The organism is Candidatus Saccharibacteria bacterium, assembly GCA_016789455.1.
GTDB lineage: Bacteria > Patescibacteriota > Saccharimonadia > Saccharimonadales > Saccharimonadaceae > CAIJKY01.
This window is the reverse complement of the sequence record JAEUQU010000002.1, coordinates 298563-323708: the sequence shown is the minus strand read 5'-3', so window position 1 is coordinate 323708 and position 25146 is coordinate 298563. Positions and strand designations below refer to the sequence as shown.

The 25146-nt window shown below is 59.5% G+C and carries 24 protein-coding genes and 1 tRNA gene; 10 read left to right on the top strand and 15 right to left on the bottom strand.

Features of this window, described 5'->3' with window-relative positions; translation table 11 throughout:
• Positions 1-425: 425 nt before the first annotated feature.
• The 3 genes from JNJ66_02680 to JNJ66_02670 form a co-directional block, all read right to left on the bottom strand.
• The gene (locus JNJ66_02680; GenBank protein ID MBL8159336.1) at positions 426-803 is read right to left on the bottom strand and encodes a hypothetical protein; all 378 of its coding nucleotides are present in this window, start codon (positions 801-803) and stop codon (positions 426-428) included.
• Between the two features lie 206 nt (positions 804-1009).
• The gene (locus JNJ66_02675) at positions 1010-1675 is read right to left on the bottom strand and encodes a hypothetical protein (GenBank protein ID MBL8159335.1); all 666 of its coding nucleotides are present in this window, start codon (positions 1673-1675) and stop codon (positions 1010-1012) included.
• A gap of 103 nt (positions 1676-1778) precedes the next feature.
• Complete coding sequence (locus JNJ66_02670; protein MBL8159334.1) at positions 1779-2441, bottom strand: hypothetical protein; 663 nt, start codon at positions 2439-2441, stop codon at positions 1779-1781.
• Positions 2442-2747: 306 nt separating this feature from the next.
• Here JNJ66_02670 and JNJ66_02665 point away from each other — a divergent pair, with 306 nt between their 5' ends.
• Together JNJ66_02665 and JNJ66_02660 are read left to right on the top strand one after the other, a co-directional pair.
• Positions 2748-5546, top strand: coding sequence for a hypothetical protein (locus tag JNJ66_02665; protein ID MBL8159333.1), 2799 nt, complete (start codon positions 2748-2750; stop codon positions 5544-5546).
• 16 nt (positions 5547-5562) lie between these two features.
• On the top strand, positions 5563-6321 hold the full coding sequence (locus JNJ66_02660) for a glycoside hydrolase family 16 protein (protein ID MBL8159332.1): 759 nt from the start codon (positions 5563-5565) through the stop codon (positions 6319-6321).
• An 8-nt stretch (positions 6322-6329) separates the two neighbouring features.
• On the opposite strand, the gene JNJ66_02655 is transcribed toward JNJ66_02660, so the two are convergent.
• The 3 genes from JNJ66_02655 to JNJ66_02645 form a co-directional block, all read right to left on the bottom strand.
• Entirely contained in the window at positions 6330-7478 is a 1149-nt protein-coding gene (locus JNJ66_02655) for a Fic family protein (protein ID MBL8159331.1), read from the bottom strand.
• 126 nt (positions 7479-7604) lie between these two features.
• Entirely contained in the window at positions 7605-8867 is a 1263-nt protein-coding gene (locus JNJ66_02650) for an oligosaccharide flippase family protein (protein MBL8159330.1), read from the bottom strand.
• Positions 8868-8911: 44 nt separating this feature from the next.
• Positions 8912-9637, bottom strand: a complete 726-nt coding sequence (locus JNJ66_02645; GenBank protein ID MBL8159329.1) for a VIT1/CCC1 transporter family protein — start codon at positions 9635-9637, stop codon at positions 8912-8914.
• A 239-nt stretch (positions 9638-9876) separates the two neighbouring features.
• Between JNJ66_02645 and JNJ66_02640 the strand changes: the two genes are divergently transcribed.
• Entirely contained in the window at positions 9877-10482 is a 606-nt protein-coding gene (locus JNJ66_02640; protein ID MBL8159328.1) for a hypothetical protein, read from the top strand.
• A 122-nt stretch (positions 10483-10604) separates the two neighbouring features.
• Positions 10605-10679, top strand: a tRNA-Gln gene (locus JNJ66_02635).
• A gap of 200 nt (positions 10680-10879) precedes the next feature.
• On the opposite strand, the gene JNJ66_02630 is transcribed toward JNJ66_02635, so the two are convergent.
• The 3 genes from JNJ66_02630 to JNJ66_02620 all read right to left on the bottom strand — a co-directional run bounded on the left by JNJ66_02630 (position 10880) and on the right by JNJ66_02620 (position 14025).
• Positions 10880-12349, bottom strand: coding sequence for a right-handed parallel beta-helix repeat-containing protein (locus JNJ66_02630; protein MBL8159327.1), 1470 nt, complete (start codon positions 12347-12349; stop codon positions 10880-10882).
• Between the two features lie 116 nt (positions 12350-12465).
• On the bottom strand, positions 12466-13005 hold the full coding sequence (locus JNJ66_02625) for a ricin-type beta-trefoil lectin domain protein (GenBank protein ID MBL8159326.1): 540 nt from the start codon (positions 13003-13005) through the stop codon (positions 12466-12468).
• A gap of 327 nt (positions 13006-13332) precedes the next feature.
• Complete coding sequence (locus tag JNJ66_02620; protein MBL8159325.1) at positions 13333-14025, bottom strand: hypothetical protein; 693 nt, start codon at positions 14023-14025, stop codon at positions 13333-13335.
• Positions 14026-14214: 189 nt separating this feature from the next.
• Between JNJ66_02620 and JNJ66_02615 the strand changes: the two genes are divergently transcribed.
• Positions 14215-14811, top strand: coding sequence for a hypothetical protein (locus JNJ66_02615; GenBank protein MBL8159324.1), 597 nt, complete (start codon positions 14215-14217; stop codon positions 14809-14811).
• A complete protein-coding gene (locus tag JNJ66_02610; protein MBL8159323.1) occupies positions 14808-15104 on the top strand; it encodes a DUF2188 domain-containing protein in 297 nt (98 codons plus the stop codon). The genes JNJ66_02615 and JNJ66_02610 overlap by 4 nt, the downstream gene beginning before the upstream one ends.
• A 23-nt stretch (positions 15105-15127) precedes the next feature.
• Here the strand turns inward: JNJ66_02610 and JNJ66_02605 are convergent, their stop codons facing one another.
• Both JNJ66_02605 and JNJ66_02600 read right to left on the bottom strand, forming a co-directional pair.
• Entirely contained in the window at positions 15128-15676 is a 549-nt protein-coding gene (locus tag JNJ66_02605; GenBank protein ID MBL8159322.1) for a DUF1697 domain-containing protein, read from the bottom strand.
• A complete protein-coding gene (locus JNJ66_02600; GenBank protein MBL8159321.1) occupies positions 15673-16950 on the bottom strand; it encodes a hypothetical protein in 1278 nt (425 codons plus the stop codon). Before JNJ66_02600 ends, JNJ66_02605 begins: the two co-directional genes overlap by 4 nt.
• A gap of 95 nt (positions 16951-17045) precedes the next feature.
• On the opposite strand from JNJ66_02600, the gene JNJ66_02595 reads away from it, so the two are divergent.
• Both JNJ66_02595 and JNJ66_02590 read left to right on the top strand, forming a co-directional pair.
• The gene (locus JNJ66_02595) at positions 17046-17240 is read left to right on the top strand and encodes a hypothetical protein (GenBank protein MBL8159320.1); all 195 of its coding nucleotides are present in this window, start codon (positions 17046-17048) and stop codon (positions 17238-17240) included.
• Between the two features lie 123 nt (positions 17241-17363).
• Complete coding sequence (locus JNJ66_02590) at positions 17364-17735, top strand: PH domain-containing protein (GenBank protein ID MBL8159319.1); 372 nt, start codon at positions 17364-17366, stop codon at positions 17733-17735.
• 28 nt (positions 17736-17763) lie between these two features.
• On the opposite strand, the gene JNJ66_02585 is transcribed toward JNJ66_02590, so the two are convergent.
• Positions 17764-18735 (bottom strand): endonuclease/exonuclease/phosphatase family protein, encoded by a 972-nt coding sequence (locus JNJ66_02585; GenBank protein MBL8159318.1) that lies wholly within the window; start codon positions 18733-18735, stop codon positions 17764-17766.
• 84 nt (positions 18736-18819) lie between these two features.
• Between JNJ66_02585 and JNJ66_02580 the strand changes: the two genes are divergently transcribed.
• Entirely contained in the window at positions 18820-19410 is a 591-nt protein-coding gene (locus tag JNJ66_02580; protein MBL8159317.1) for a prepilin-type N-terminal cleavage/methylation domain-containing protein, read from the top strand.
• On the opposite strand, the gene JNJ66_02575 is transcribed toward JNJ66_02580, so the two are convergent.
• Positions 19407-20399, bottom strand: coding sequence for a YihY/virulence factor BrkB family protein (locus tag JNJ66_02575; protein MBL8159316.1), 993 nt, complete (start codon positions 20397-20399; stop codon positions 19407-19409). The genes JNJ66_02580 and JNJ66_02575 overlap by 4 nt on opposite strands.
• A gap of 157 nt (positions 20400-20556) precedes the next feature.
• Between JNJ66_02575 and JNJ66_02570 the strand changes: the two genes are divergently transcribed.
• Positions 20557-20931: a hypothetical protein gene (locus JNJ66_02570; protein MBL8159315.1), complete on the top strand. Its 375-nt coding sequence runs from the start codon at positions 20557-20559 to the stop codon at positions 20929-20931.
• 196 nt (positions 20932-21127) lie between these two features.
• On the opposite strand, the gene JNJ66_02565 is transcribed toward JNJ66_02570, so the two are convergent.
• Complete coding sequence (locus tag JNJ66_02565) at positions 21128-23146, bottom strand: DUF1929 domain-containing protein (protein MBL8159314.1); 2019 nt, start codon at positions 23144-23146, stop codon at positions 21128-21130.
• A gap of 12 nt (positions 23147-23158) precedes the next feature.
• Complete coding sequence (locus tag JNJ66_02560; protein ID MBL8159313.1) at positions 23159-25006, bottom strand: glycosyltransferase; 1848 nt, start codon at positions 25004-25006, stop codon at positions 23159-23161.
• Positions 25007-25146: the final 140 nt, after the last annotated feature.

Here is a 25146-nt window from a genome sequence, read left to right as displayed (position 1 = left end):
AGCAATAGTCTGTCGTAGAACCGTCTCAAGCAAAGAGATAACAGGCTCGTTGCCGAATGCTACTAATGTTGTTTTGCAGCTCCAGCCTTTAGATTGGCCAACCATTTTTCCAGCAGAGACCTCTCGCCCCTACGATAAGCAACAAGGGTAACTATATAAATTAGAACAAGTGCGATTGTATACTCTGGTACGCTTGCATAGTAAGCAATAGCAAGGACAGCCAAAATAGCAAAAGTGACATTATCCCACCATCGGAATGGAAAAGCTGTTCGTAGAATGTTCCTCATAATAAAACCTCTTAGCACTTACTATGATACAGGCGGCGGCAACAATAGCAAAACATCACAACTGTTACCACCGCATCGGTGGGACCTCGGGACACCATCTTCGGCCCGAGGTCCCACCCTCTCACCCTGTTCTGCCCGTCAACATTCGTAAATGGTGGGCCACACGGGAGCGACGGCGTAGATGTACGGGGGAATCGGAATTCCCCAGCGGGTGATCATCAGGCAGTTTCCCTGATCGGCCGCCTCTTCAGCCCACGTATGAGCCATGCCGAAGCCAATGGCAGCACCGGTCACCCCAGCCACCTTGTTGCCGACACCAATGGCAACCCCGTTGGCCACCATCTTAGTCTGCGTCTTGGTGAACCGCGCTTCGATCTTGTCTGGGTACACCTTGAAAGACGGGATGATTGACGGCGCTTCTGCAATCGCCGCAGATGCAGTCAGCGTCACCGCGCCGCCCAGCATCACACCAACCAACGCCAGACAGGTTAGCAGACGCCGCAATGATGTTAGCACGTCACTCCCCTTCAGGAAGATCCCCAATTGGTCGCTTGGGGAAGGCGTAGGGCTGCCTTAACGACAGCTTTATTAACTATTTTGAAAAAATGTATACAACTTGTCAACTTTCTACCAAAAGAGTTCATATACCATTAGTGAACATATTAAATTAGGCCTTGGAGCAACGACAGCCACCGCAGCTCCAAGGCCATGTGTCCTCACCCTCACCCCGCCGGCACCCAGTCACTCCTCCCCAGCAGCGCCGTCACACTCCGCTTCATCGCCTCCACCGTCTCCAGGTCGAGCCGGTGGATTTCTTGCGGCGTGTGAGCGTAGTAGATCTTGCCGACAACGTTGGTCAGTGGCGTCTGAGCACCCTGGCCCACGTCGGTGGCGCGGATGCCGTCCGCGGCGTTGTCGCTCTCACTCAGGGCGGCGATCCAGACGCCGTCGCCGATGGCCGAACGGACGAAGAACTCCCGGTAGTCCTCACCCGCATCTGCGCCGAAGGCCAGGATGCCGCGGTTGAGGTCGATGCCGCCGCCCGCCAGCAGGTAGACGTACGCCGAGACGCTGACGTCCTGGTCGGGAGGCGTGGAGATGGCACCCCAGCCTTCGTAGCCGTCCGGCAGCGGCGTGTGGTCCGGGCCCAGCGAGAAGCGCCCCATAGGGCCCCACTTGCCGGACATCACGTCGGCCAGTATGGCCCGGGACCCGGCGTCGAACACCGGGGCGTACAGGTCGTTGCGGGCCTGGGAGGTGGCGTAGTCTGGCCCCACCTCCGCTTCACTGGTGCCGGCACCGCAGCCGGCCAGCAGTAGTGCCAGCACGGCGATGAGGCCGAGTGCCGTCAATCTGCCGCTGCGGTGCGCCTGCAACCTTCGTACCATCTTGCTGCCTGCCTTTCCAAAAGAATCGCGGACAGTGGAACGGCGCAGCCCCTCCTCCCCAGGTACGGAGAGGAAGGACTGCGCCGGTGGCGCGGCGGAAGTGTCAGTTCCGCCAACCGGGTCCGAGGATCCGGTTCATGTTGACCTCGAGCACCGTGATGGCGTCGAGGTCGAGCTCCCGCAGCTCCGACAGCGTGTCCGTGGGATCGGACCCACTGTCGGGGCCGAGCGGCGGCGTCAAGCCGGTTGCCCGCTTCACGTCGGTGACGCGGTTGACGGCGGTGCCGTCCGACCGGTTGTCGACGTGGAGCTGGACGTACCAGGGGTCGCCGTCCTTCTCGGGGGTGATGCGGACGCCTGGCTGGGTGTCGTCGGGGTCGAGCCAGAGCTCGTTGAATCCCTTCGACAGGTCGGGCGTACCGTCCGAACGCCAGAACAGCGCAACACTGGCCTGGGTCTTGTTGTCCGGACGGGTGGAGAGCTGTCCCCAGCCCGTGTAGCCGTCCGGCCTGGGCTGCCCGGCGACCGCGCCAGAAGCGACGGTCTCGCCGAGCCTGCCCGCCACCAGCGCTTCGGTGATGCGCTGGCTGGCCGGCTCGTACAGCTGCCGGAAGCTGGCGTCACGCTCGGTGGACCAGGGGTAGTCGCTGCTGATGGTGTTGGCCACCGGCACGACCCTCGGACCGCCGCAGCCGCTGAGGGCTGCCGTCACTACCAGTCCGAGCACAAGCAGCACGGCCGGCAGAACGCTTCGAAGCTGTTTCATACCTTTCCTTCGCAGAGATGAGGCCCCATGGGCCCGCTCAGTGGTGCCGAGCTGTGTGTGCGGACGATCCGCAGTGATGGGATGCGAGCAGGTGCGACGAAATCCTTTCGTAGGGGGATGACCGGCGGTGCGCCTGGTCATACTTATATTGTATAACATTATTTTGATTTAGCAAACTATTTCTGACGCGGCCGTATATCACATATGGCATAGGCGTTTTGTGACGTATAGCAGCTGCCATTTTCAAAACGGTCGTGTTAAAATAAAAGCATAGTGTAGGGTTATCAAAAGGAACAACGGATACAGATGGCGCGACTGCCCAACCCGGGCCAGGATGAGGGTACCTGGGGCGAGATTCTCAACGATTTCCTTAGCCAAAGCCTGGCGGCCGACGGCTCCATTAAGAGTGATGCCATTGATGGCGGGCAGATAAAGGCCTCTGCCGTCACGACCGCACACATCGCCAGCAACGCCGTCAGTACTACCAAGCTGGCCAGCGGCGCTGTGACGACCCTGAAGATTACCGATGGCGCGGTCACCACTGCCAAGATCGCCGATGGCGCGGTCAGCGAGACGCAGCTGGATGCTGCAGTGCAGACCAAGCTGAATACCGTGGGCGGCGGCGTTGCGGATGGTGCAGTCACCACCGCCAAGCTGGCGGATGACGCGGTGACTACGGCCAAATTAGGCGATGGCGTCGTGGGCACCAGTAAACTTGCCGACGATGCAGTTACCACGGCCAAGGTTGCCGATGGAGCCATTACCGAAGCACAGTTGGACGCAGCCGTTCAGACTAAACTGAATACTGTTGGCAGTGGCGTAGCCGATGACAGCATCACTACTGCAAAACTGGCTGATGGTGCCGTCACCACTATCAAGATTGCTAACAATGCCGTTACATCGGCCGAACTCGCCAACAGTGCAGTCGGCGAAGTACAGCTGGCGAACGATGCCGTCACCGCCCTGAAGGTGCAGGATGGAGCAATTACCGCCGCCAAGCTCTCCGTCGGCGTGCAGGCCAGCCTCGATAAAGCCGACTCCGCACTGCAAACCATCGCGGATGGCAGCATCAGCGAAGCCAAACTGGACGCCGCCGCCCAGGCCAAGCTCAACAGCAGCGGCACGGTGGCCGACGGCAGCATCACCACCGCCAAACTGGCAGACGATGCTGTTACTTCTGAAAAAATTGCCAACAACGCCGTCACCGGCGCCCAGCTGGCCAACGACACCGTCGACACCCTGCAGCTGACCAACGCCGCCGTCACCGGTGCCAAGCTGGCGCTCTACGCCGTCACCAACGACAACATCGCCAACGACACCATCGCCGAAGCCAAACTCGACCCGGCCGTCCAGGCCAAATTGAACGCCGCCAGCGCCGTTACCTCCGTCAACACCCAGACCGGCGACGTGGTACTGGCCGCCGCGGATGTGGGCCTGGGCAACGTCAACAACACCAGCGACGCCGACAAGCCCATTTCTACCGACACGCAGACCGCCCTTGACGGCAAGGCCGATACGGCCCACAACCACGACGTGGACGAGATCAACGCCACCGGCACCGCCGACGCCACCACTTTCCTGCGCGGCGACGGCACCTGGGCGGCACCACCTTCCGGCGATGGCAGTGCGGTTGATTCCGTCAACAGCCAGACCGGCGTGGTAGTGCTGGATGCCGATGATGTCGGCGCCCAACCGGCCGACCTCGACCTGACGGCTATCGCCGGCCTTTCGCCCAGCAACGACGACATCCTCCAGCGCAAAGCCGGTGCCTGGACCAACGTGACGCCGGCCGGCTTCAAAGGCGACCTGGCACTCGATAAGGCCGATGTCGGCCTGAACTGGGTCGACAATACCGCCGACCTCGACAAGCCGGTCTCCACCGCTACCCAGACCGCCCTGGACGGCAAGGCCAACACCAGCCACATCCACGACCTGAATGACATCACCATCAGCGGCACGGCCAATGCCACCACCTTCCTGCGCGGCGACGGTACCTGGGCGGCACCGCCAACCGGCTCGGGCGCCGTTGACTCCGTCAATGGTCAGACCGGCGTCGTAGTCCTGACCAAGGCCGATGTGGGCCTCGGCAACGTCGATAACACCAGTGACGCCAGCAAGCCCGTTTCTAGCGCCACCCAAGCCGCGCTTGATGCCAAGGCCGACAGCGCCCGCACCATCACCGCCGGCACCGGCCTCAGCGGCGGCGGCGACCTGACCGTCAACCGCACACTCTCCGTACAGTACGGCACCAGCAGCACCACGGCCGCCCGCGGCGACGACAGCCGCATCACCGGCGCCATCCAGGCATCGAGCGTCGACGCCAAGGGTGACTTACTGGTGGGAACCGCCGACAACACCATCGCCCGCCTCGCCGCCGGCAGCAACGGCCAGGTACTCACCGCCAATTCCTCCACCGCCTCCGGCCTGGAGTGGGCCAACAACCCCTTCAACATCACCATCCTCGATTATGTAGAGGACGTGCCTGCCGGCCTGCCCGACGGCACCATCATTCTGCGCCGCGAGCCGACCGTGCATTACCGCACCACGTACACCGGCTTTGATAGCGATCCATGGCCGGCCGGCTGGACGACCGTCGGCAGCGCCGGCGGACACGTCGACTTGGAGAGCAACGATGGCCACATCGTCACCGGCGCGACTTCTTATGGCTATAAAGGCGCCTCACGCCCTGGCGTCCAGGACGGCGAAGCCCTGCTTGAGATGGAAGTCATCACCCTTTCTGAGAATTACCCGGCCTTTGGTTTCCGCGCCACCAACATCGACAACATGTACAGCATCTACCTTGACCCGGCGGGCGACTCCTTCAGTATCGTCCGCATCGCCGCCGCCAGCGACACCACACTAAGTACCACGCCGTTCTATTACTCTGCCGGCACCTACTACTGGGTCCGCGTCCGCTGGATCGGCAACCAGATCTGGGCCCGTATCTGGGAAGACACCGATGACGAACCGGGCGCCTGGATGGTCTCTACCACCGACAACACCTACTCCGCCGCCGGCAATGTCATTCCGTGGCTGCTGGGTGGCAGCTCCAGCACCTCGCGCGAGACGTATATTGACGAGCTGACGGTCTGGGATTTGGGGTAAACGATAGTGAACGATAATGAGCGATAAGCTTTACCTCTGGGAAGGCGGCGTCGAAAAACCGCTGAAGTTCGAAGGCATGACCTTTGGCGGCTTCATGCTGCCGCTCAAGCTGGAAAAAGCCTTCGACAGCTCGAATGTCGGCAGCACCGAGGCCGCCGTGCTCTACGACTGGGGCACGCCCGTGGGCGGCGATGAATTCAACGGCGGCAGCCTGGGCAGCGACTGGACGGCGTACAGCGGCTTTGGCTACCAGGGCCAAGGCACTTTCGATCCTGATAATGTCTTTCTCACCGGTAACACCCTCGACATACTTGGCGACCCGAATGGCAACAGCGGCGGCATCATCTCTACCTCCTCCCGCCAGTACGGCCGCTGGGAGGCGCGGCTACGTGTACTGATGGGCACGCCCAACTACCACCCCGTGCTCATGCTGTGGCCGGCCAGCGGCGACTGGCCCGACGACGGCCAGATCGAATGGCTGGAGACCAACGGCGACGGCGGCCCGCAGAACGTGCGTTTCCGACTGCATTACGGTCCGACGGATTTTATCCAGCAAAGCTCGCAGAGCGTCGATATCGGCCAGTACCACAATTATGCCGTTGAATGGACGCCCACCGAGATCCGCGGCTACATCGACGGCGCCCAATCATTCATCGCCACCGACACCAGCCGTTTCCCGCCCGGCCCGATGCGCATGGCCATCCGGCTGGACTGGTATGGCAACACTGATGGCGCCGCCTGGATCAAGGTGGATTGGATAAGGGTGTATAACTAAAAAGCACCCTACTTATTGTCTGCGAACAAGGCGAGATACGCTTGGTATGCAAACAGACGATTTCGCTGCGTTCCGGTTATTTCACTGAGAATGCCGATTCTTACCAACTCACGCACAAGTGCGTTAGCCGCCTGAGGCGTAACATTTAATAGTTGAGCAGCTTGATTGACAGAGATTATGGGATCTTTATAGAGACGCTCCACCAGATCACTCGCACGCTTTGCGCGTCTGCCCAGGCCCAATACTTTCACGTTGTCCTCCGCCCTAAGCTGCATGACGGCTTGTAGAGTTGCGACGGCCCCTTTGGCAGTTTCACTGACACCGACGAAAAAGAACTTAAGCCACTGCTCCAGATCGCTATGAGTCCTGACGATATTGAGCGCTTCGTAATACTCTTGACGGTGCGCTTCGAAAAACTGCGATAAGTACAACACAGGCTTATCCAACATCCCCTGCTGCATAAGGTAGAGGATGATAAGAAGACGCCCCAATCTGCCATTACCGTCTAGGTAAGGATGGATGGTTTCGAACTGGTAGTGAGCTATACCCGCCTTCATTAACAAGGGCATGTTTAAGTTGTCTTTATTCAAGAACTTTTCCAAATCGCTCAATAACTCTGGTACATGGTAGTGATGGGGCGGCACAAATCTCGCGTCCTTTAGTGTCGCTCCTCCTATCCAGTTTTGAGATTGGCGAGTCGTACCAGGCTGCTTGCCAGCGCCACGCACTCCGCTCAATAAGATTTTGTGGGTCTCTCCAAGCAAACGCATGATCAATGGCATTTCATCCAATTGAACAATTGCGTAGCCCATGGCCTTGATATAGTTCTGTACTTCTCGCCAATCATCACGACGCTCTGGCGCGATATCCTCTTCACGCATGACCGCTTCGCCGATATTGGTTTTGGTTCCTTCGATTTTGTTTGAAGCAGTCGCCTCTTTTGTTTCATGCATACGGATAAAGAAGTCAATGTCCGGGACGAACCGGGCATATGCATTAAGCTCACCCAGGCTGTGAGTCGCCTCTTCTAGCAACCGCGCCAATGTCGGGTCGCGTGGCTGGTACTTCGTAGGAATGAAAGACGGCAAGAAATACTGGTATTCGTAGCCAGTATCTGCATTTGCTCGCCTGAGGACGCCGGATTGGTAGGTTTTCACAATTCTAGTTTTTCATAAAAAATGTCTTATGTAAAGTTAATACGATAAAATTACATAAGAGTCAACGTTATGTAAAGTTCTAGTTAAAACTTTACATAATGTTGTGCGTCTGAAACTTTACACTCACTACGCACGAGGCAACGCCCGGCTGGCCGTCCACAGCAACAGCCCGCCCAGCAGCGTCGCGCTGCCGATTGCCAAACTTTGGATAATCGCTTCGATGCTCTGGTGGTGCACCAGCAATGCCACCGCCATCACCAGCGCTCCCAACACCACCGGCACCGCCACCACGAAGTGCCGCAGCGCAATGTGATACTGCGTCAGCAACTGACTTAATGAAATGGCAAGAATCGCCGCAGCCAGCAGCGGCAGGTAATGGGCATACTCGTCATAGCGCGGCCCCATCAGCAGGTGGATGATGAACGACGGGAACAAGGCGAAGACCAACAGGGCCGAACCGCCCAGGCCCAGCGTCAGCGCAAAAGAACGGAGCAGAAGCGAGACGTTTTTGGCGGGGAGTTGCTCGAGTTTTACGGAGGAGAGCAATACCAGCCCGATTGAGCCCGTCAGGAAGTAGATGATGCGTGCGATAGTGGAAATGCCGCCGTACAAACCGGCTTCCGTGGGCGAAAGGAAGTATTTTACCGCGATAGAATCAATTGTCACCATACCAGTGGTGATGAGCGATGTAATCAGCACAAAGATGGCATATTTGATGTGCGGCCGCACCAACGAAATGTCCACGCCGCGCCCCTTGCCCTTCATAAACCTATAGCCGAGGTTGCGGGCACGGTGTGCAGTGTATACCGCCGTCACGATCTGCGCGATCAGCAGCCCGACGACCGCCCCCAACGCTTGGAAGCCGATGAACACCAGCGCCGCCGAAAAGACCAGTTTCGCCACCGAGCCGAGCGCCTGCGTCTGCGACGCACTCTTGAAATCCTTTTTAGCGCGCAGATACGCCCCGGTGAACGTCGGCGGAATCGATGCGAGGAATATCAACCCGATCACCACAAACGGCAACCCCGACTCAAACTTCAAAGCCGCCTGCAGCACCGGTGCCAGCGCCGCCACCGCCGCCGCAAAGACCACGCCCATCCAGAGCGATAGTTTCTGCAGCTCGCTCAGCACCGCGTTGGTGGCGTCCTTATGTTTTTCGTTGACGACGATGTTCGTCGCCACCAGGCTGAAGACCTGCAGCAATATGGCCGCCTGCGTCACCACCGAGACCAGCACCTGCAGCTCGCCGAACGCCTCAGTGCTCAGCAGGCGGGCCAGCACCGGGTAGTACAGGTAATTCAAAGCCGCCACGACCATGGAGCCCACAAAAAAGACAGCATTCTGCCGGAGGAACGGGCTCTGGTACGCCTGCACTAACTTTTGACGCATATCCCCACTACAGTACCACAGTTAGCGTCACTCGCCCGATACGGCTAGATGACCGTGCCAAAAATTTGCCCAGCACTATAGGTCACGGCCGAAGCAAGCAGAATGATAAGCAGCTGCCGCATGGCCGCGCGCGACACGCTGTTGCCGCTGGAAATACCGATGTACGCCCCGACCGCCAGGCCTCCCAAAGCCGTCAGGACGATAGACAGGATAATGGCGAACGGCCCGCCGCCGAAGAACCACGGCGCCAGCGCTATCAGCGCCCCGACCGCGAACAGCAAAAACGAGGATATAGCCGCCACCCACGGCGACCCCAGCTGCTCGGGGTTCAGCCCGATGACATGCTGCGATAAGCGGTTGAACAGGTGGTGTTCATTCGTGGCCAGCTCGCGGGTGGCCCGTCCGGCCGTGTCAGTGCTGTAGCCGTTCTTTTCAAGACTGTCGCGCAGCTGCTCTACCAACAGTTCTTTATCGTCCTTGATCATCTGCTTGAGGTCACCCAGGACGCCCTGGAACAGCTCTACTTGCGATTTGACGGAGATCCATTCGCCCGCCGCCATCGAGATCGAACCGGCCACCAGCCCGGCCACGCCGGCCAGCAGTACGGTCTGCTGGCTGCTGCCGGCACCGGCTACGGCCAGCACGATACACAAGGTGCTGACCAGGCCGTCATTGACACCCAGCACGGCCGCCCGCGCCCCGCCCTGCTGCACCTGGGCGGCGCGGCGGGCCAGCAGCTCACTGTCATGTCGTTTGTGTTCTTCATTCATCAGTCGAATTGTACCACGGCACCGGGACGGTATTTATGAATTATGTCACAAGTGGCGCGGCGGCAGGCTGTGCGCCTAATCATTGACAAAATGAGTATTATTTGCTATAATAAGAAATTAGTTCCATAGCATGGATTTTGACACTGCCATACCCGCGCCCGTACCTTTGCATCCCCGTTTCATCGTCATCCAGCCCGTCACCACGCCCCGCCGCCCTACCACACTAGCAGGAGCACCAGATGGAAGAGATTGCCCTGAGCAAGATCTGGCTCGACATCCACCACGTGCCCTCCACGGGCGAGCCGGTGGCGCTGCGCCAGTACCCCATCGACAGCTGGCACGCCCACGCCCAAGTCATGCAGATGCTGACGGCCGGCCAGGCCACGTCCCGCATCCTCACGGTCACCCAGCAGCAGGTCATCATCATGTTCGACCTGCTGCTGGTCCGGGTTGATGTTCCGGACTACCACAGCACGCCCGGCACATCCCAGTACCGCTACACCTACAAGCGCATCGACGGCAGCGCCATCACCACTGGTGGCTTCGCCGCGCTGCTGGCGCTGGTGCGGTCGTTCAGCACGCTGGTGCCGGCACTGAACGATCCACCCGAAGGCCGCACTGCCAAAACGCCCGACCTGGCGCCGCTGGTGGTGTCGGTCGCGCCGTCATCCACGGTGTCGCCAGTGCCGGAGCTGGAGTTAGCGTCCGTGCCCGAGCCGGCCGAGGCGTCCGTTCCAGCCCTGGTCGCACCCACCGACCTGGCACCAGGCTCCACACCAGCCAGGCACTCCAGCCGCACCCGGCCTGCCTGGCCTACCTACGTCCGCTCGTGCCGGAGGTGGTGACGGTTGACGGGGCTTTTCCAGTTTTTCACCATGGAAAGCCCCGTCACCTTCAGGCTGCATGCCGATGAAATGAAAAAGTAATTGAAACTTTGCCGCACCTATCTTATAATCGGGCGGTATAGTGGCGAGTGGCCAAGTGGTAAGGCGCCTGTTTCTGGCACAGGAGATCGAAGGTTCGACCCCTTCCTCGCCAGCCATGAAAAAAGACCGAAGTATCGGTCTTTTTTCTTTATGGCTGGCGAGGAAGGGGTCGAACCGTAGGCGGAACTGCCAGCGGCAGTTCCGTAAGCAATGCTTGGCCGAGTGGGTGAGCAGTAGCGAAGCGGATGCGAACGTAGAACGAGCATTTTATGATCGGCCCCTTCCTCGCCCACTCAAGCAATAGCTACTTCAACCTCTACTGCTCGTAAGCCCCAATATCGACAGCCCCTCCTACCGGCCGGGTCTTGCCGTCATAATCCTCGTTCGCAATGGTATCACTCGAACCTGTATCAATGGCGGCAGATCCAGCCTGCACCCTGAAATCACTCCCAGCATTTACAAACTGGGGATCCGCCACAATCTGATTCTCCCCCGCCGTCTGCGCCGTCCCCGTCGAAAACAAATTATGACTCATCACAAACGGCACCGCCCCGCTCTCAAAATTAACCCCGCCACTCGCGCTGTTTGCCACGATATTATTCCGGAATATATTATTGTTGCCAGTGAACTTATCCGCCGTCGTCGAGAAATTCAGCCCATACGCATTATCGTAGAGCGTATTATTATAAACCCGGATATCATGGAATGTCCCTGTCGACTCCACCCAAAAGCCGACCCCGGCCAATTTGCTGCCGACGATGATGTTATTGTATATATCAATGCCATAGCACAGCCTGGACTGGGAGTAGTTCTCAATCGCCAGCGCAATGCCTGATTTGCCGTCGCCCACGGTAGTGGTTGACCTGTTGTTATACACCTTCACGTTGTAAGCACTATCGATGTAGATATTCGGCCCGTTGTTATCGTACGCCTCGTTATGATGGATACTGCCATTGCGCGCATCATATTTGACGTCGATACCCTCTTCCTTGTTGTCGTACACCCGGTTGTTTTTGATTTCAAAGCCATCAATATCGCTCAGGCTGATCGGTTCATGCTCCGCACTCGACCCGGCACCATGCAGCAGGTTGGTCTGATGGACGTCGCAGTTGTCGATTGTCACATCCGAGCCGTCAATCAGCACGATGCCGCCGTGCTGGATGGCAGAGATATCGCAGTTGCGGAAGACGATGTGGTTGACGGTGACGCCCCAGGCGGCCGTCGACGGCGAGTTGGCGACATCAATGCCATCAAACACCAGGTAGGACTGGTTGCTGAGACTGATCAAGCCGTCGCTGCTGCCAGAGACGACCCCGCCCTGGCCATCCAGAACGACCTTCTCGCCGGCGCGCGCCGCAAAGGTGATCGGCTTGCCGGCGCTGCCGCTCTTGTTGACTACCAGCTGCTCATTGTAGGTGCCGCCGCCAATCTCTACCACGTCACCCGGCTGCGCCGCAGCAACGCCCTCCTGCAGCGTGGCGTACTGCCCGCTGCCATCGGCCGCCACGGCAATGACCTTGCCGCCCGGAGCAGGCGCCGGCCCGGGCGCCGTACTGCCGCCAAAAAGAATAGCGGCACTGCCGGAGGCGGTACTGTCGTGTATGGTTGCATACGTACCGTCCGCACTGTCTTCGGCTTCCCTGCTGACCACCATGGTTGCCGCCCAGCCCGTCACCAGTGTAATGAGGCCGACCGCCACCAGCACGCCAGTAGCGACAGCCATGTGCGCAGACGATAGTTTTAATAGTTTTGACCGCTGCGCCGGAAGAACGTGTTTGATTTGCATGGGTATTCCTGTTTGTCAAAGTATATAAGGTATTGAACCGGCGCACAATCTCTGACCGCCCTGCAACAGAAAAAGACGGTAGTTACCTACCGTCTTTTCCTTACTATGACAATCGCCTAATTTGCGACGACGCCAGGGCCGTCAATGTGCTGGGCCAGCGTGTTGTTACAGTCCCAGATCTGCAGCCAGTTACCGTTGTAGTAGCCGGAGCCAGGCAGGTCAAGACACTTGCCTGAAGATGGGTTGTAGTATTCAATCACGTAGCTGGTGCGAATCTTGCGCCACTGCTGTGCGTGACCGTAGTTACACTGCCACAGCTGTACCTTGGTACCGTTGCCGACAGGGCCGTGCAGCTGGTCAACATCCAGACAGCGGCCGCTTTGAGGATTACGCAGTGAGAAGTTGCCAGAGCTGGTGTAGACAGTGTCGTACCACATTTGGGCGGCGCCGCCGTTACACTGCCAGGCCTGGATCTTAGTACCGTTGCCAACTGGGCCGCTGATCTGGTTCACATCCACACAGTAGTTGCTGTTACGGAACTTCATCGAACCGGTTGCTGCCGATGCCGGCTTGCCGGTAAAGGCTACGCCGGTGACGGCTAGGACAAACGCCGTGACGCCAATCAAACCAGCCTTGATGATTTTCCTGCTTTCCATTGCTAATGTTCTCATTCACATACCCCCGCTTGTTGATAGTACGCCTAAGTATAGCCAGCCTTCGCACGACGGCATAATGGCAAATAGCTTAAAAACCAGCCGATTTGACGGCTGGCGGTGGAAAAGTCACCCATGGGCTACGCTATGCCAATAGAGTGAACAAAACCACTTGACAGTAGTTGTATATAAAGCTACAAAACGTTGTGATTATTTGCAATCGTGTCAAACGCAGTGCCAAAAAATACCGCAATAAAGCAAAACCGGTGCGGCCCGGACCACATTGAAGTGGCCGGGCCGCACCGTTGTGATGGCCGCCGGAGCGGCCATCTAGCGCAGCAGTCGCTTGCCGAACAGCTGTAGGTAGCCGTCGGCCAGCGCCTGCAGGGCGGCCTCGTCGTGACGCTGGGCGTCGGCGACGGTGTAGATGCCCCGCAGCCCCGGGTTGACCGGCGTGCCACCGGGAAGCGCCGTGTTGACGACGTACCCGGAGGCCGGATCCGCCGAATCGGCCAGGGTGATGAGGAACTGCGTCCCCGTGGTGTCGTCACCGTTGACCACCGTGACCTGCCGGCCGCCCTGCGGGTGCAGGGTGACCGATGCCACCGTGTCCGGGTCGGGCCTGCCGTCCCGGTAGTACACCAGCGCCGAGGCCCAGCCGGCCGGCTGGCCGTTGGCCTGGCGGTTGGTCAGGACGGCCCAGCCCTCGTCGAGGCCGTTGATGGCGTTGCCGGCGCTGTCGGTCGGCATGGCCGCCGACGGCACGCCGCGCAGCAGGGCGTCGACGGTGTCCAGGCGGACACGCTCCACCACCGGGGCGAGCGTGTTGATGCGCGTCTGGTCACCGTAGTGCGCCTTCAGCGCCTCGAGCTGGGCGGCATCGAGCCTGGGCGTGAAGCCCAGCCCCACGGCCGCTGCCACCGGCGTCACGCCGGAAGGCGGCTGGGACGCCGGGCCGGAGCCGCAGCTGACCACCAGCCCCAGAGTAACTGCCACCAAGAGTAGTGCTCTGGACAGATTCACGCGGACTCCTTACGTCGGGCGTGCTTGGATGGTACGGCGGGGTGCCGTATTGGTCGCGGGGGCAACCAAATATATATTATGCTATAACATGTTAGAAATGCAATACCATCATACGTTTTAGGCCGGCATTATTTTTGTCGTTGCTTTACTTCAAGATGACGCGCCTCGCTCCTGCTATATACTGAGCGTATGGCTCTCATCATATCTGCCGATGATATTAAACAGACTATGCCCGAGTATGATCCTGGCCAATCTCATCTAGTGCATGCCAAGTCTGCAAAGCTAGCGGATGCATTGTATGCAAAAGCTATGAATGAAGCAAAATTTCACGACGTAGTACTGCTTTCTAGCGGCGCAGCTTCTGGGAAAACGGAGTTTATGTCTGAATACTTGGCGCAACAACCATATATAGTTTTAGACGGCACCTTACCTACGTTCAAGGGCGCAAGCATCAAAATTGCGAAAGCGATAAAGCGTAAAAAACACGTAGTCATAGTCGCCGTCTGGCCTGCAGATCTAAAGGTCGCATTTGCAGCGTTCCTTCAGCGTGAGCGTAAGTATCCAGATGAGCACTTTTACAAAACTCACTCTTTATCGCGTCGAGCACTACTGGAGATTGCTGAATCCAACCTTCCAGTTGATATCAAGCTTTATGAGAATCACTTTGAAGGTGATGGTCTTGCATTCTACGAATATGAGTTTGAATCAAAAGCACAACTCATTGAGAAACTAAAAGACAGTCAGTATACTGAACAAGATATAATCGACATTATCACCCAGTCATGAACAAGAAAGCACTTCCCCGACCGAAATCAAGCAACGCTCAAGTCAAAGCGTATGTTTCTGCTGCCCAAAAAGGGCTGAAGGCTCAGCATGTCGTCCATTCTGGTGGCAGATGGGCAGTGCGTCGTGCGGGGGCCACAAAAGCTTCGCGCACATTCGATACACAGAAAGAAGCGGCACAGTATGCCCAGCAAGTAGCAAAAAACAATAAGACTGAATTATTCATACACGGCCGTAACGGGCTTATTCGCGAACGCAATTCATTTGGCGCCGACTCCCATCCACCAAAGGGTTAGCAGACGCAGAACATGTGCATCAACTAAGAATCCAGCAACTTCAGCAATCTCGTCACTGTCCCCCAACTCCGAATCGTCATACTCTTATACAACGGACTTGCAATGATGGCCGAAAGCCGGCTCTTCGTCCGCTCCACCGCCAGCCGCCGCGAATATATCACGCCGTCGCCCGGCCAGACTGCGTCCACGCCCTCACGCGGCTTAAAGACGGCAAAGGCATCGGCCGCCGGGATGCCCATTAAAAATATTGCGTCCGAATAATACTTCTCCAGCTCGGTGCCAAAGCCCGCCGGCGCGCCGTCCACCACCGCCTGCAGCTGCTCGCGCGACAGCACCAGCACTTTTACCAGCTCGGTATCCAGTGCGAAGGACGCCGGCAACACCTGCTCTATTTCGGCCGCCAGCACCGATGGGTCCTTATCGGCAGTAAACAGCACATTGCCAGTCGCCAGGTACGTGTGCACCTCGCCATAGCCCAGTTCCTCAAAGCAGGTTTTCAGCTCCGGCATCGCCAGCTTATTCTTGCCGCCCACGTTGATGCCGCGCAGTAACGCCAGATACTGCCGCGTCATGTCAGCACCCCGTCCGCCTTATAGCTATCTGTCAGCATGCGCGCCACCAGCTCGTTGCCATCGGACGTGCCAAAATGCATACTTGTCAGGCTGCGCAGTTCGCGCACCCGTGGCCCATAGGTCTGGATGGCGTGGGTCAGCTCGGCAGCGCCAAAATTGGCCGGATCGATGATCATGCCGATGCCCAGCCGACTGATGGTCTGATGATTGAAATAGATCTCCGGATCGTCGCCGTCCTGCAGCGGAATCACCAGCCAGGTCTTGCCGGTGTTCAGCAGCTGCCAGCCGGTGCCCCAACCAGCCCGGCCTACCACCGCCGAGATGCGCGGGTCACTGATAGCCTTGGGTGTCACCCGGACCATGCCGTCGGCCTGCGTGGCCCAGGGATTGGTGTAGACTGCCAGGCCGGCGTCGGTCGCGGCCCGCAGCGTCGCAGCCAGCGTTTCGGCCGTACCGCTGTCGGTGCCGCTCAGCATGGCGTAGATGCCTTCGGCCTCCACCCCTTCATATTCCTGGAGCGGCGCGATGCTTTTAAGCGGCGGCGTATAGGTGACCTCGCCCGCCAGTGTCTGTGGCGGCTGGGCGGTGAGCTCGTCAAACTTGGCAGTCATCGGCCGGTCGGCAGTTTTGGTGACGGCCAGGCCGGCCAGAGAGTGTACCAGCGGCAGGAAGCGGTAATGATACTCATTGTCGGTGCCGCGCAGCCGGTCTTCGACGCGCTGAAGCATCGCTTCATCCACGCCAGCAGCCGAGAGGCCGGCTTCACGCGCCGCCCGCAGCAGCTCCGAGGTTAGCACCGGGAACGCAAAGTCACGCCGGTGTGCATCGATGGCGATGCGCCCACCGATATCAAGCGTACCGATGATATGCCGCGGGTCGAGACTACGCGCCTGCCCTGTCAGATCGGTGACAGTGAAGCGGTGGCGTGCCGTACGGCCGTAGCGGGCGTTCAAGGCAGCCTGAATCATTGCATATTCATCGTGCAAGACGTGCACATGCCGTACGAAATCACCCTGGCTCTTCAGGACGGTCCGCAGGATACCGCCCGCCCCTTCATCCAGCACGATACGCTCCGTGCCGGTCAGGCCGAGCAGCTCGTCCGCCAACACGCCGCGCTGCCGCTCATCGGTGATGGGTATGACAATAGTCAGCGGCCGCATGTCCTGCAGCTTACACTTCTTATTGATAGCCAGCCCGATGCGCGCCCCACGGATGATAGGCTCGTTACCACCCGCCGGGTTGATAACGAGGATGTTGCTCGCGTCCTGTTGCATTACCGCAAGTATAGCACGGCGGGTTGGCATTGATTTATTTTGCATTTTATGCTATAATTAAATAGTACCCCTCTATCGAGCGTCAGGAGAGACCCATGGTAGATCTTGTGGGCATACTGAATGCCTGGGCCATCGTGTTCATCGTGTTCGGCGCGGCTGCATTCGCCCACGCCGCCCGCACCGACGGCGAACGGGCGGGCACGTGGTACGTGATGGGCTGGGTGTTCATCGTGGCGGCTCTCGCGCTGTTCGCGGTCACCATCACCCTCGCACCTCCACCAAGGATATGACGGGCCCTCCCCGGATCAGCCTGCACGCGCGGGCCGGTCCGGGGACTATTCATTCCATGCGGAACTTCACAGCAAGGTGGCTGCCATTCCGTTATAATGCAGACTTGCAACAAGGAGATTCCTATGGCCGAAGTATCAAAACTGTTATCCTGGACATTCGTCAGCGAATGCCCCATCCCCGAAGACGTCAACGAGCTGCTGGTGCCCGGCGAGACCGCCATCGCCGCCTACAAGACCTTCCGCGACAGCGCCGTCTTCACCAACAAGCGCTTGATCGTGCGCGATGCCCAAGGGCTCACTGGCAAGAAGGTCGAGGTCTTCTCATTGCCCTACCACTCCATTCATATGTGGTCGAGCGAGAACGGCGGCCGTTTTGACTTTGATGCCGAGGTCTCCATTTGGACACACCCGGGGCACATCAAGATCAAGCTGCGCAAAGGCATTGATGTGCGGCGCTTCGACAAGATAATCGCTACCGCCCTGCTCAACAAATAAGCGTGTTCGCACTGCCGCGTCCATCACGCTATTGCAGGTCGGTGATAACGGCCCGGTGATCCGACCCCAGGTTCGGCGCGATGCGCACACCCGCCAGGCTCAAACTCTGTGAGTGGTAGACATGATCGATGCGGAGGCACAGGGGTGCTCCGTAGCCGTACCAGCTGCAGGGCGGCCACTGCTTGGCAGTAACGCTGTACAGGCTATCGGTCGTGACGGTGTTGAAATCCTGCAGGATCGGCGAGAAGACGGTGGTGTTGAAATCTCCGCCTATGACCAAGGGCAGCTTGTCCGCTTCGAGCAGGAAGGCCATCTGGCGGGCGGCCTCGTTGCGCTCGCGGTACATATCCTCCGAGAACGGTCCTACCAAGTGCACGGCATAGAAGGCAATACGGCCCTTGCCCGGCACCTCCGTTACGATACGCACCAGTGATGAATTCTGACTCAGCGGAATGGTACGCTGTTCGACGATGGGATGGCGCGAAATCAGGGCCGCCGAGGTACCCCGTACGGTATTTTGGTAGTCCGAGACATAGCTATGCCTGTAGCCCATGGCGGAAGCGAGCCGCCGCACTTCGTTGGGCGCGATTTCCTGCAGGGCGATGACATCCGGCCGTTCGGTCTTGAAGTACGCCGCCATCTCATCAATTTTTGTATTGGTGTATAGCTTGTTGAACGTAATGAAGCGCACCATCGTATTGCCGGGCAGGACGGCCGGCTGCGCCACAGGCTGCAGCATCGAGGCATAGCCCAGGCTTAAACAGAGTGTCACCAGCACCAGGATGGGCATGATGATCTGCGGCCAGTAGAACTCGGCGCGGTTCGACCAGAAGATGCCGGCCGTCGACAGCAGACCCACCAGGCCAAGCGCTATGAATATCTGCGGCGTAAAGCTGACCAGCAGCTCGAACGGCCAGATGCGCACGAACATTGCCAACGTCACTACCACGGTCACGACCCAGACAAGCCCAAGCAGATACTGCAATGATTTTGATTTCATATCATATGATTATGCCACAAAGCGTTGTGACCCGGCAGTATGAAGTGCTATGATTGTAGTAATTTAAGCGTAAGCAAAAATAACATGCCACGGATGCACCTCCCCGCTCTCATCAGAACACGCCGGCCGCAGCACAAGGGCGGCTTTACGATTGTCGAGCTGCTGATCGTCATCGTGGTCATCGGCATCCTGGCGGTCATCGCTACGACCGCATTCACCAGTGCGCAGGCGCGGTCGCGCGACAGCCGGCGGCTGGCCGATATCAACGCCATCCTTAAGGCTATCAAGGCGCACAAGGCTGACCTGGGGTACTACCCCGTAGCTACACCATCTGGCGGTGGGCGGTGGGATGCCTCTTCAGATTTTAATAACGGCCACGTCTTCCTTGCCAACCTCAAAAGCTCAGGCTTCATGCCACAAATACCAGTTGACCCGGTCAACACCTCGCTCGACATTGACAACAACACCGGTATGCACTACAACTATTTCACCTATGAGGACGATTGGTACCTGGCCTCCATCGGCTGCACCTCCGGCCGCGGACGCCTGACCGTGTTGATGATCGTCGACCTGGAAACAAGCAGCCGCCCCGCTCCGCAAAGCCCCGGCTTCTCCTGTGCCGGCCGCAACTTTAACAACGAAGCCGACTGGGTTTGGGGCGATTACGAATTTTAGGCGGCACCCGCCTGCCGTTCCAGGCGGTGGTTCACCTCCGACCCCAGCAGGAATATGAACGACGTCAGGTTCAGCCAGGTCATCAGTACGATGATACCGGCAAAGACGCCGTAGCTTTCGGTGAACGAACCGAAATTCTGCACGTAAAAGAAGAACAGCGCAGTACCGATGAGCCAGATGACCGTCGCAGCCGTCGCGCCCCAGCTGACCCACTGCCAGCGCGGCTCCTTACGATCCGGGCCATAGCGGTAGAACGTGGCAAGAGCAAGGGTGATCAGCACCAGCACAAAGACCCAGCGCAGTATCGGCAGGGCGATAGCCCAGGCCTCGGGCATGCCGATGGACATCAGGAAGTCGGGTGTCACCGTCAGGATGGGAATCAGGATGAAGCCGGCCAGCAGCGCCCCCAGCGTCAGTGCCAGGCTGATGAGCTTGAGCTTGATAAAGCCGCGTGATTCGTCAACTTCATTCGTCTCGTTAGTAGCTTTGATGAGATTTTGCGTGGCGCTGGAAGCACTGTAGAGCGAGATAAGAATGGCCACGATGGCCAGCGCGATATTACTGGCCTGCTGCCCAGTCTCATTCTTGAGCTGAGTGTTGATGAGACTGGCGATATCCTGTGGTACGTACTGGTCGATACTGCCGATGAAAGCATTGACCTGACCGGGTTCGATGAAGATAGCCAGCAGCGCGACTGCCGCCGCCAGCAGCGGAAAGAACGATAAGGTCGAGAAGTAAGCCACGCCGGCTGCCAGCATCGGCAAATTCTTGTTGCCAAGTGCCGCCTTGGTCTCCTTCAAAGCATCCTTCCAGTCGGCCAGAGAAAGCTTGCGCGGGCTGTCGGCCGATGCCCGGCCCAGCTGTACTATCGCCTCGTCCTGCGCCTGCCGTACAGCCTGCTTAGGCTGGAAGGCCAGCAAGGCAAGCCCAGCGCCGATAGCCGCTGAGGCCATCAGGATGGGGTTGGTCTTCTTCTTGGTCGGTATCATTAATCATCCTTATATAAGGTTACGGAAGTATCTGTGGCAAGTATATGGAATACTGCGCGGCTGGACTGTTAATTTTCTTACTGTGAGCATTCTTACAGCATATTTTGGTTATCGCGTCCATAGTAGGAAGTACCTATAAGAGATAAGGAGATACGATATGCAACGAACCACAGCCAAAGTATTCGGTTTTCTGGTGCTCGGCCTTGGTCTGATCGGCCTGGTAGCCGGTGAAGGCCATCTGCTCGGCATCATGAACATGGACGCGGTACTCGACCTCACGCGTCTAGCCCTGGCAGCCCTGCTGCTGTATGCCGTCTATGCCGCCGGCGATAACCGCCTGGTGCGCACCGGTCTGATCGTGCTGAGCGTGCTCTATCTCGGCATTGGCCTGTTCGGCCTGGCGGATCCGACAATCGGCGGACTGCTCCCTAACGGTCTGACGTCGTTCGACATTCTCTTCCATCTGGCCTCCGGTGCCTTTGCGCTGTACGCGGCAGCGATGACGCGCGACAATGTCCTGCTGCACCGTTAGGGTGTAGTCCTGCACGAAAACCGACGGCTTACATAGCCGTCGGTTTTATTTAGTTGAAATTGAGAAGGCCCCGGCAGCGTCGTTGCTGCCGGGGCCACGGACGTCTCACGGTCTCCGCCCTTTCCTTCTCCAGGTTGGGGCGGACCGTGTCAGTCCGGGTGCGGTCTCCGTCTGGGTGACGGACCGCGGGCGCCCCCTACTCCACCCTGACCCACTTGGCCAGGCTGTGCGTGCCGTTGTCGCCGTTGACGAACAGCATATACCACCCCGAGGGCATGAGGGTGGCCTCACCAGGGAGCTTGACCTTCAGGTTGTCACCCTCCTGGGTGATCCCGACGGCCACCGACCGCTGGTTGGTGTCGGTGACGTGGGTCACCGCGGCCGGGAGGATCATGCGCGCCTTGGTGATGGTGCGCGCCGGATCCGGGGCACCGGGCGCCGCGCCCTGGGGCACGGCACTGTCGGTACCGATGGTGAAGCTGTACTCCCCGCCGCGTTTCACGGTGTCGGGGCCGCCGGTGATCGTGGGTCGCACGACCGGCTGCCCGTTCTGCGGCAGGAGGTACGGGGGCGTGAAGATCTCGATGGTGTTCTCGAATGCCCCCGGCTTGCGGTTCTCCGCGTCCTTGAAGAGCGGATCGCTCCCCGTGGTCATGACCTGCCCCGTGGGGAGCAGGACCGCGGACGCGTGGTAGTTCCGACCGATGGTCGGGTCAGCGACAGGCCTCAGGGTGGCGTCCTTGCCACCCAGGATGTAGGCCTTCTTGATGTCGCTCTTGCTCTTCCCGCGGTACTCGCGGGAGCCGCCGGTGATGAGGGTGTCATCATTCGGCAGCGTGACCAGGTTGGGGTACCGGGTCGGGTCGGGCAGGCTGGGCCCGGGGGTGAAGTGGGGATTCTCCTCGTCGAGGTCGACGAAGTCGATGCGCCCCGTGGAGAGCGGCGACTCGCCGACTCCCCCGCCACCCACGACCATCAGCCGCTGGTTGTTGACCGGCCCCGCCCAGCCGCTGGCACTGGTCTCCAGCATGTCGACGTCCCGGATGCCCGGAACGACCTTGGTGGTGTTGGTCTTCAGGTTCCAGAAGAAGGGGTCGCGCCCCTGCTCCGCCGGGCCGTAGCCCGTGCTGGAACCGCTGAAGAACATCCGGTCGCGGACCTTGGTCTGGAAGAGGGATGCGTAGGTCTTGAAGTGCTGGCGCAGGTCGCGCCGCTCCACCCACCGCCTCTTGACCGGGTCGTAGACCTCGGTGTGACCCTGGACGATCTCGCCCGAGCCATCGAGGCCCGAAACGGCGACCACCGAGCCGTCGGGCATGGACGTCAGCGTCGGGTACCACCGGGGGTACCGCATGTTGCCGACCCGCTCGTACTGCTCGGTCCAGGGGTTGAACTCGAACGAGTCGGAGAGACCCGTGTAGTTCTGCTTGTCGAGCGTCATCTTGGCCGAGAGGCCGTAGACGTTGCGCTCCTCGGGCGTACCGCGGAGCTCCTCGGCGATCATGTGGTCGGGCTCGAGGTAGACGCCCGCCTCGCCGCGCTCGACGGCACTGGCGAAGACCGTGACCTCGCTGGCCGTGATCTTGGCCTGCGAGCGCGTCACCATGATCTTCTCTGCCGGAGGCAGAGTGACCGGGAAGTCGGTGACGTAGCGCTTGCCGCTCTTCTCCCCGAAGAAGTGGGTCCCCTTGGGGATCTCCTGCGGGATGTTGGGGTTCTCGTTGCGGATGGTGATGGCACCGCCCGCGTGGGTCACCTTGTCGGCGAGCACCTCGTACTTGCCCGTGCCGCCAGCCACCAGCAGGTTGCCGTTGGCCAGGAAGGCGTGCCCCGCACAGAACACATCTGCCGGGGTGGGAACGGTCTTGGCCGTCCCCGTGACCGGGTCGTAGACCAGGGTGTTGAAGGTGCCGGCCTCGAACCGGTCCTCATCATTGCCGGAGCCGGCAATCAGCAGCACCTTCCCCGTCGGCAGCATCGCCGAGTGAATGGCGTTGACCTGCTGGTCTTTTGGCAGGACGACCTTGTCCCACCGCCCGTGCACCTGCTGGTACTCGGGCGAACTGATCAGCCGTTCATGGAGTGCTTTCTGGAGATGGATGTTGCCCTGGTAGCCGGAAACGGAAACCAGGACCAGGAGCAACAGGATCGCCATGCTCCAGCGGAAGACGCGGGCGCGCCTCCGCTTGCGGTGACGGACTTCTGCGGGGGACATGTCTCTTCCTTACTACGCAGACTGACGGGTGGACGACGGGACGACCAGATGCACGGTGTCCTCCGGATTGACGACGCCGTTTCGAGGCTCCACCGGCTCCTGGCTCCGGTTCCTCATGCAGAACCAGATCAGGGGTGGGGCGAACGAGATGGATGCCGCCATGATCGGCCAGGACAGCGCGCTGGCCGTCTCGAAGCCACGCAAGTAGCAGGCGACCGCGAGGCCACCGTAGATCGCGCCCCAGATCAGGTTGATCCTGAACGTGAAGAGCGAGTCGCCACTTGACTGGCCACCCTTGGGGGTGACGACGAACTTCGCCGGACGGCGGAAGATCGTCTTGAGGAGCGCGTTAGCGTAAATGGGACTCGCCAGGACGCTCATGAGCATCCCACCGATTCCCCACGACCCCTCCTCCTCGTAGGGGCTGACGTTGTGCTTGCGCGACCGCGTGTAGGTCACGATCTGGCTGCAGGCCGCCCAGCCGTAGAACACGAGCCAGGCCAGCGGGTCGACGATAACACTGCTCGCCCCGCTGATGACGTAGATCGTCATGTTGATGGCGCCCACGATCCAGATGATGCTCATGGCCGGGTAGAAGCTCATGAGCATGAAGTAGTGCACCAGCCGCCACGGCTTGCGGATGAGCCCCCAGAGCGACGCCCAGAAGGGGCCGATCAGGAGCTCGAACACGCCGCGGGACCAGCGGTTCTGCTGGCTGAAGTACGCGCCCCAGGTGTCGGGGCCGTCTCCGTGCGCCAGGACGTCCGGCGTGTAGTAGATGTTGCCACGCTTGCCCGTCAACGGGTCGGGCGTGGACAACAGCGCGAACGTCGTGGCGGCGTCCTCGGTGATCGAGGCTTGGATGCCCCCGATCCTCTCGAGGATGGCCCAGCGGATAGCGTAGCTCGTCCCCACCATCATGGCGGCGCCGTGGGCGTTGGCCGCAGGCTGCATGAGGCTGTGGAAGACGAACTGCTGGCTCTCCGAGAGCGCCGCGATGTAGTTGTGCGTGGCGTTGTAGTAGGTCTGGGGACCCACCACGCAGACCACGCCGCTGTCGCGGAAGTAGCCGAGCATGCGCTCGCCGAACGACATCACCGGAGCGTGGTCGGGATCGACGCCCATCAGGACGTCGTACTTCTCGGCCACGGTCTCGTTGACCCAGTGGAAGCAGGCGTTGATGTTGCCGAACTTCGTCTTGGCCTCGAACGGTCCCTTCTTCTGGTTGTACTTCTCGATTCCCTTGCGGGAGAAGTAGATGATCCGGTTGCCGGGGAGTTCGCGGTTCAGCCGTGCGATCAGCTCCTGCACGGCGTAGGGCGCGGTCGGGTCGTTCTGCTCGTCGAGCACGTAGATGTCGAAGACACCCCGCACAACGCCGTTCTTGTCGACCTTGGTGCGGTGGCGGACGCACTTGGCGGCCCGGAGCGTGCGCTCCAGGATACCGATGTCCTCACTGCTCGGGACGAACGTGATGAACAGCGCGGCCCGCAGCCCTGCCTCCGGACGGAGCAACAGGGGCACGCGGGCCAGGATGGTGCTCACCGTCATACTGACGATGTTGATGAGCCTGATGCACTCGATGATCACCGCCAGCGAGAAGCTGGCATCGTGCCACCCGTTGAGGACGGTGTCCTCGTCGATCAGGCCGGTCGTGTCGTGCTCCATGAAGAAGAGCCACCAGACAAAGACCGCATCCATGCCGGCGTTGATCAACCCGATGAGGATCGTCAACAGCCAGGAACGCTTCCGTCCATCCAACCGTCGGAATTTCACCCGGTTGTCGATGGTTTCAACTGCGTCCCCTGTGATGCGACCCTTGGGGCAGTCCTCAAAACTGCCGTCCCATGGGGTGTTCATCGAACCCTTTCCTGACACTGCGAGTCGGATCCGGGCAAGCCCGGACTTGCTAGCACTTGATCAGCCTCTTCTTTGAGGCAGACCACGTAACCTTATAACCTAAAATTCATCCATTTGCAAGCAAAAGCATAACAGTACGA

Bases quoted from the DNA above. Each gene is read 5' to 3' on its own strand.
- JNJ66_02675 (MBL8159335.1), bottom strand. From the start codon at position 1,675: ATGGTACGAAGGTTGCAGGCGCACCGCAGCGGCAGATTGACGGCACTC.
- JNJ66_02670 (MBL8159334.1), bottom strand. From the start codon at position 2,441: ATGAAACAGCTTCGAAGCGTTCTGCCGGCCGTGCTGCTTGTGCTCGGA.
- JNJ66_02665 (MBL8159333.1), top strand. From the start codon at position 2,748: ATGGCGCGACTGCCCAACCCGGGCCAGGATGAGGGTACCTGGGGCGAG.
- JNJ66_02660 (MBL8159332.1), top strand. From the start codon at position 5,563: ATGAGCGATAAGCTTTACCTCTGGGAAGGCGGCGTCGAAAAACCGCTG.
- JNJ66_02650 (MBL8159330.1), bottom strand. From the start codon at position 8,867: ATGCGTCAAAAGTTAGTGCAGGCGTACCAGAGCCCGTTCCTCCGGCAG.
- JNJ66_02645 (MBL8159329.1), bottom strand. From the start codon at position 9,637: ATGAATGAAGAACACAAACGACATGACAGTGAGCTGCTGGCCCGCCGC.
- JNJ66_02640 (MBL8159328.1), top strand. From the start codon at position 9,877: ATGGAAGAGATTGCCCTGAGCAAGATCTGGCTCGACATCCACCACGTG.
- JNJ66_02630 (MBL8159327.1), bottom strand. From the start codon at position 12,349: ATGCAAATCAAACACGTTCTTCCGGCGCAGCGGTCAAAACTATTAAAA.
- JNJ66_02625 (MBL8159326.1), bottom strand. From the start codon at position 13,005: ATGGAAAGCAGGAAAATCATCAAGGCTGGTTTGATTGGCGTCACGGCG.
- JNJ66_02615 (MBL8159324.1), top strand. From the start codon at position 14,215: ATGGCTCTCATCATATCTGCCGATGATATTAAACAGACTATGCCCGAG.
- JNJ66_02610 (MBL8159323.1), top strand. From the start codon at position 14,808: ATGAACAAGAAAGCACTTCCCCGACCGAAATCAAGCAACGCTCAAGTC.
- JNJ66_02605 (MBL8159322.1), bottom strand. From the start codon at position 15,676: ATGACGCGGCAGTATCTGGCGTTACTGCGCGGCATCAACGTGGGCGGC.
- JNJ66_02600 (MBL8159321.1), bottom strand. From the start codon at position 16,950: ATGCAACAGGACGCGAGCAACATCCTCGTTATCAACCCGGCGGGTGGT.
- JNJ66_02595 (MBL8159320.1), top strand. From the start codon at position 17,046: ATGGTAGATCTTGTGGGCATACTGAATGCCTGGGCCATCGTGTTCATC.
- JNJ66_02590 (MBL8159319.1), top strand. From the start codon at position 17,364: ATGGCCGAAGTATCAAAACTGTTATCCTGGACATTCGTCAGCGAATGC.
- JNJ66_02585 (MBL8159318.1), bottom strand. From the start codon at position 18,735: ATGAAATCAAAATCATTGCAGTATCTGCTTGGGCTTGTCTGGGTCGTG.
- JNJ66_02580 (MBL8159317.1), top strand. From the start codon at position 18,820: ATGCCACGGATGCACCTCCCCGCTCTCATCAGAACACGCCGGCCGCAG.
- JNJ66_02575 (MBL8159316.1), bottom strand. From the start codon at position 20,399: ATGATACCGACCAAGAAGAAGACCAACCCCATCCTGATGGCCTCAGCG.
- JNJ66_02570 (MBL8159315.1), top strand. From the start codon at position 20,557: ATGCAACGAACCACAGCCAAAGTATTCGGTTTTCTGGTGCTCGGCCTT.
- JNJ66_02565 (MBL8159314.1), bottom strand. From the start codon at position 23,146: ATGTCCCCCGCAGAAGTCCGTCACCGCAAGCGGAGGCGCGCCCGCGTC.
- JNJ66_02560 (MBL8159313.1), bottom strand. From the start codon at position 25,006: ATGAACACCCCATGGGACGGCAGTTTTGAGGACTGCCCCAAGGGTCGC.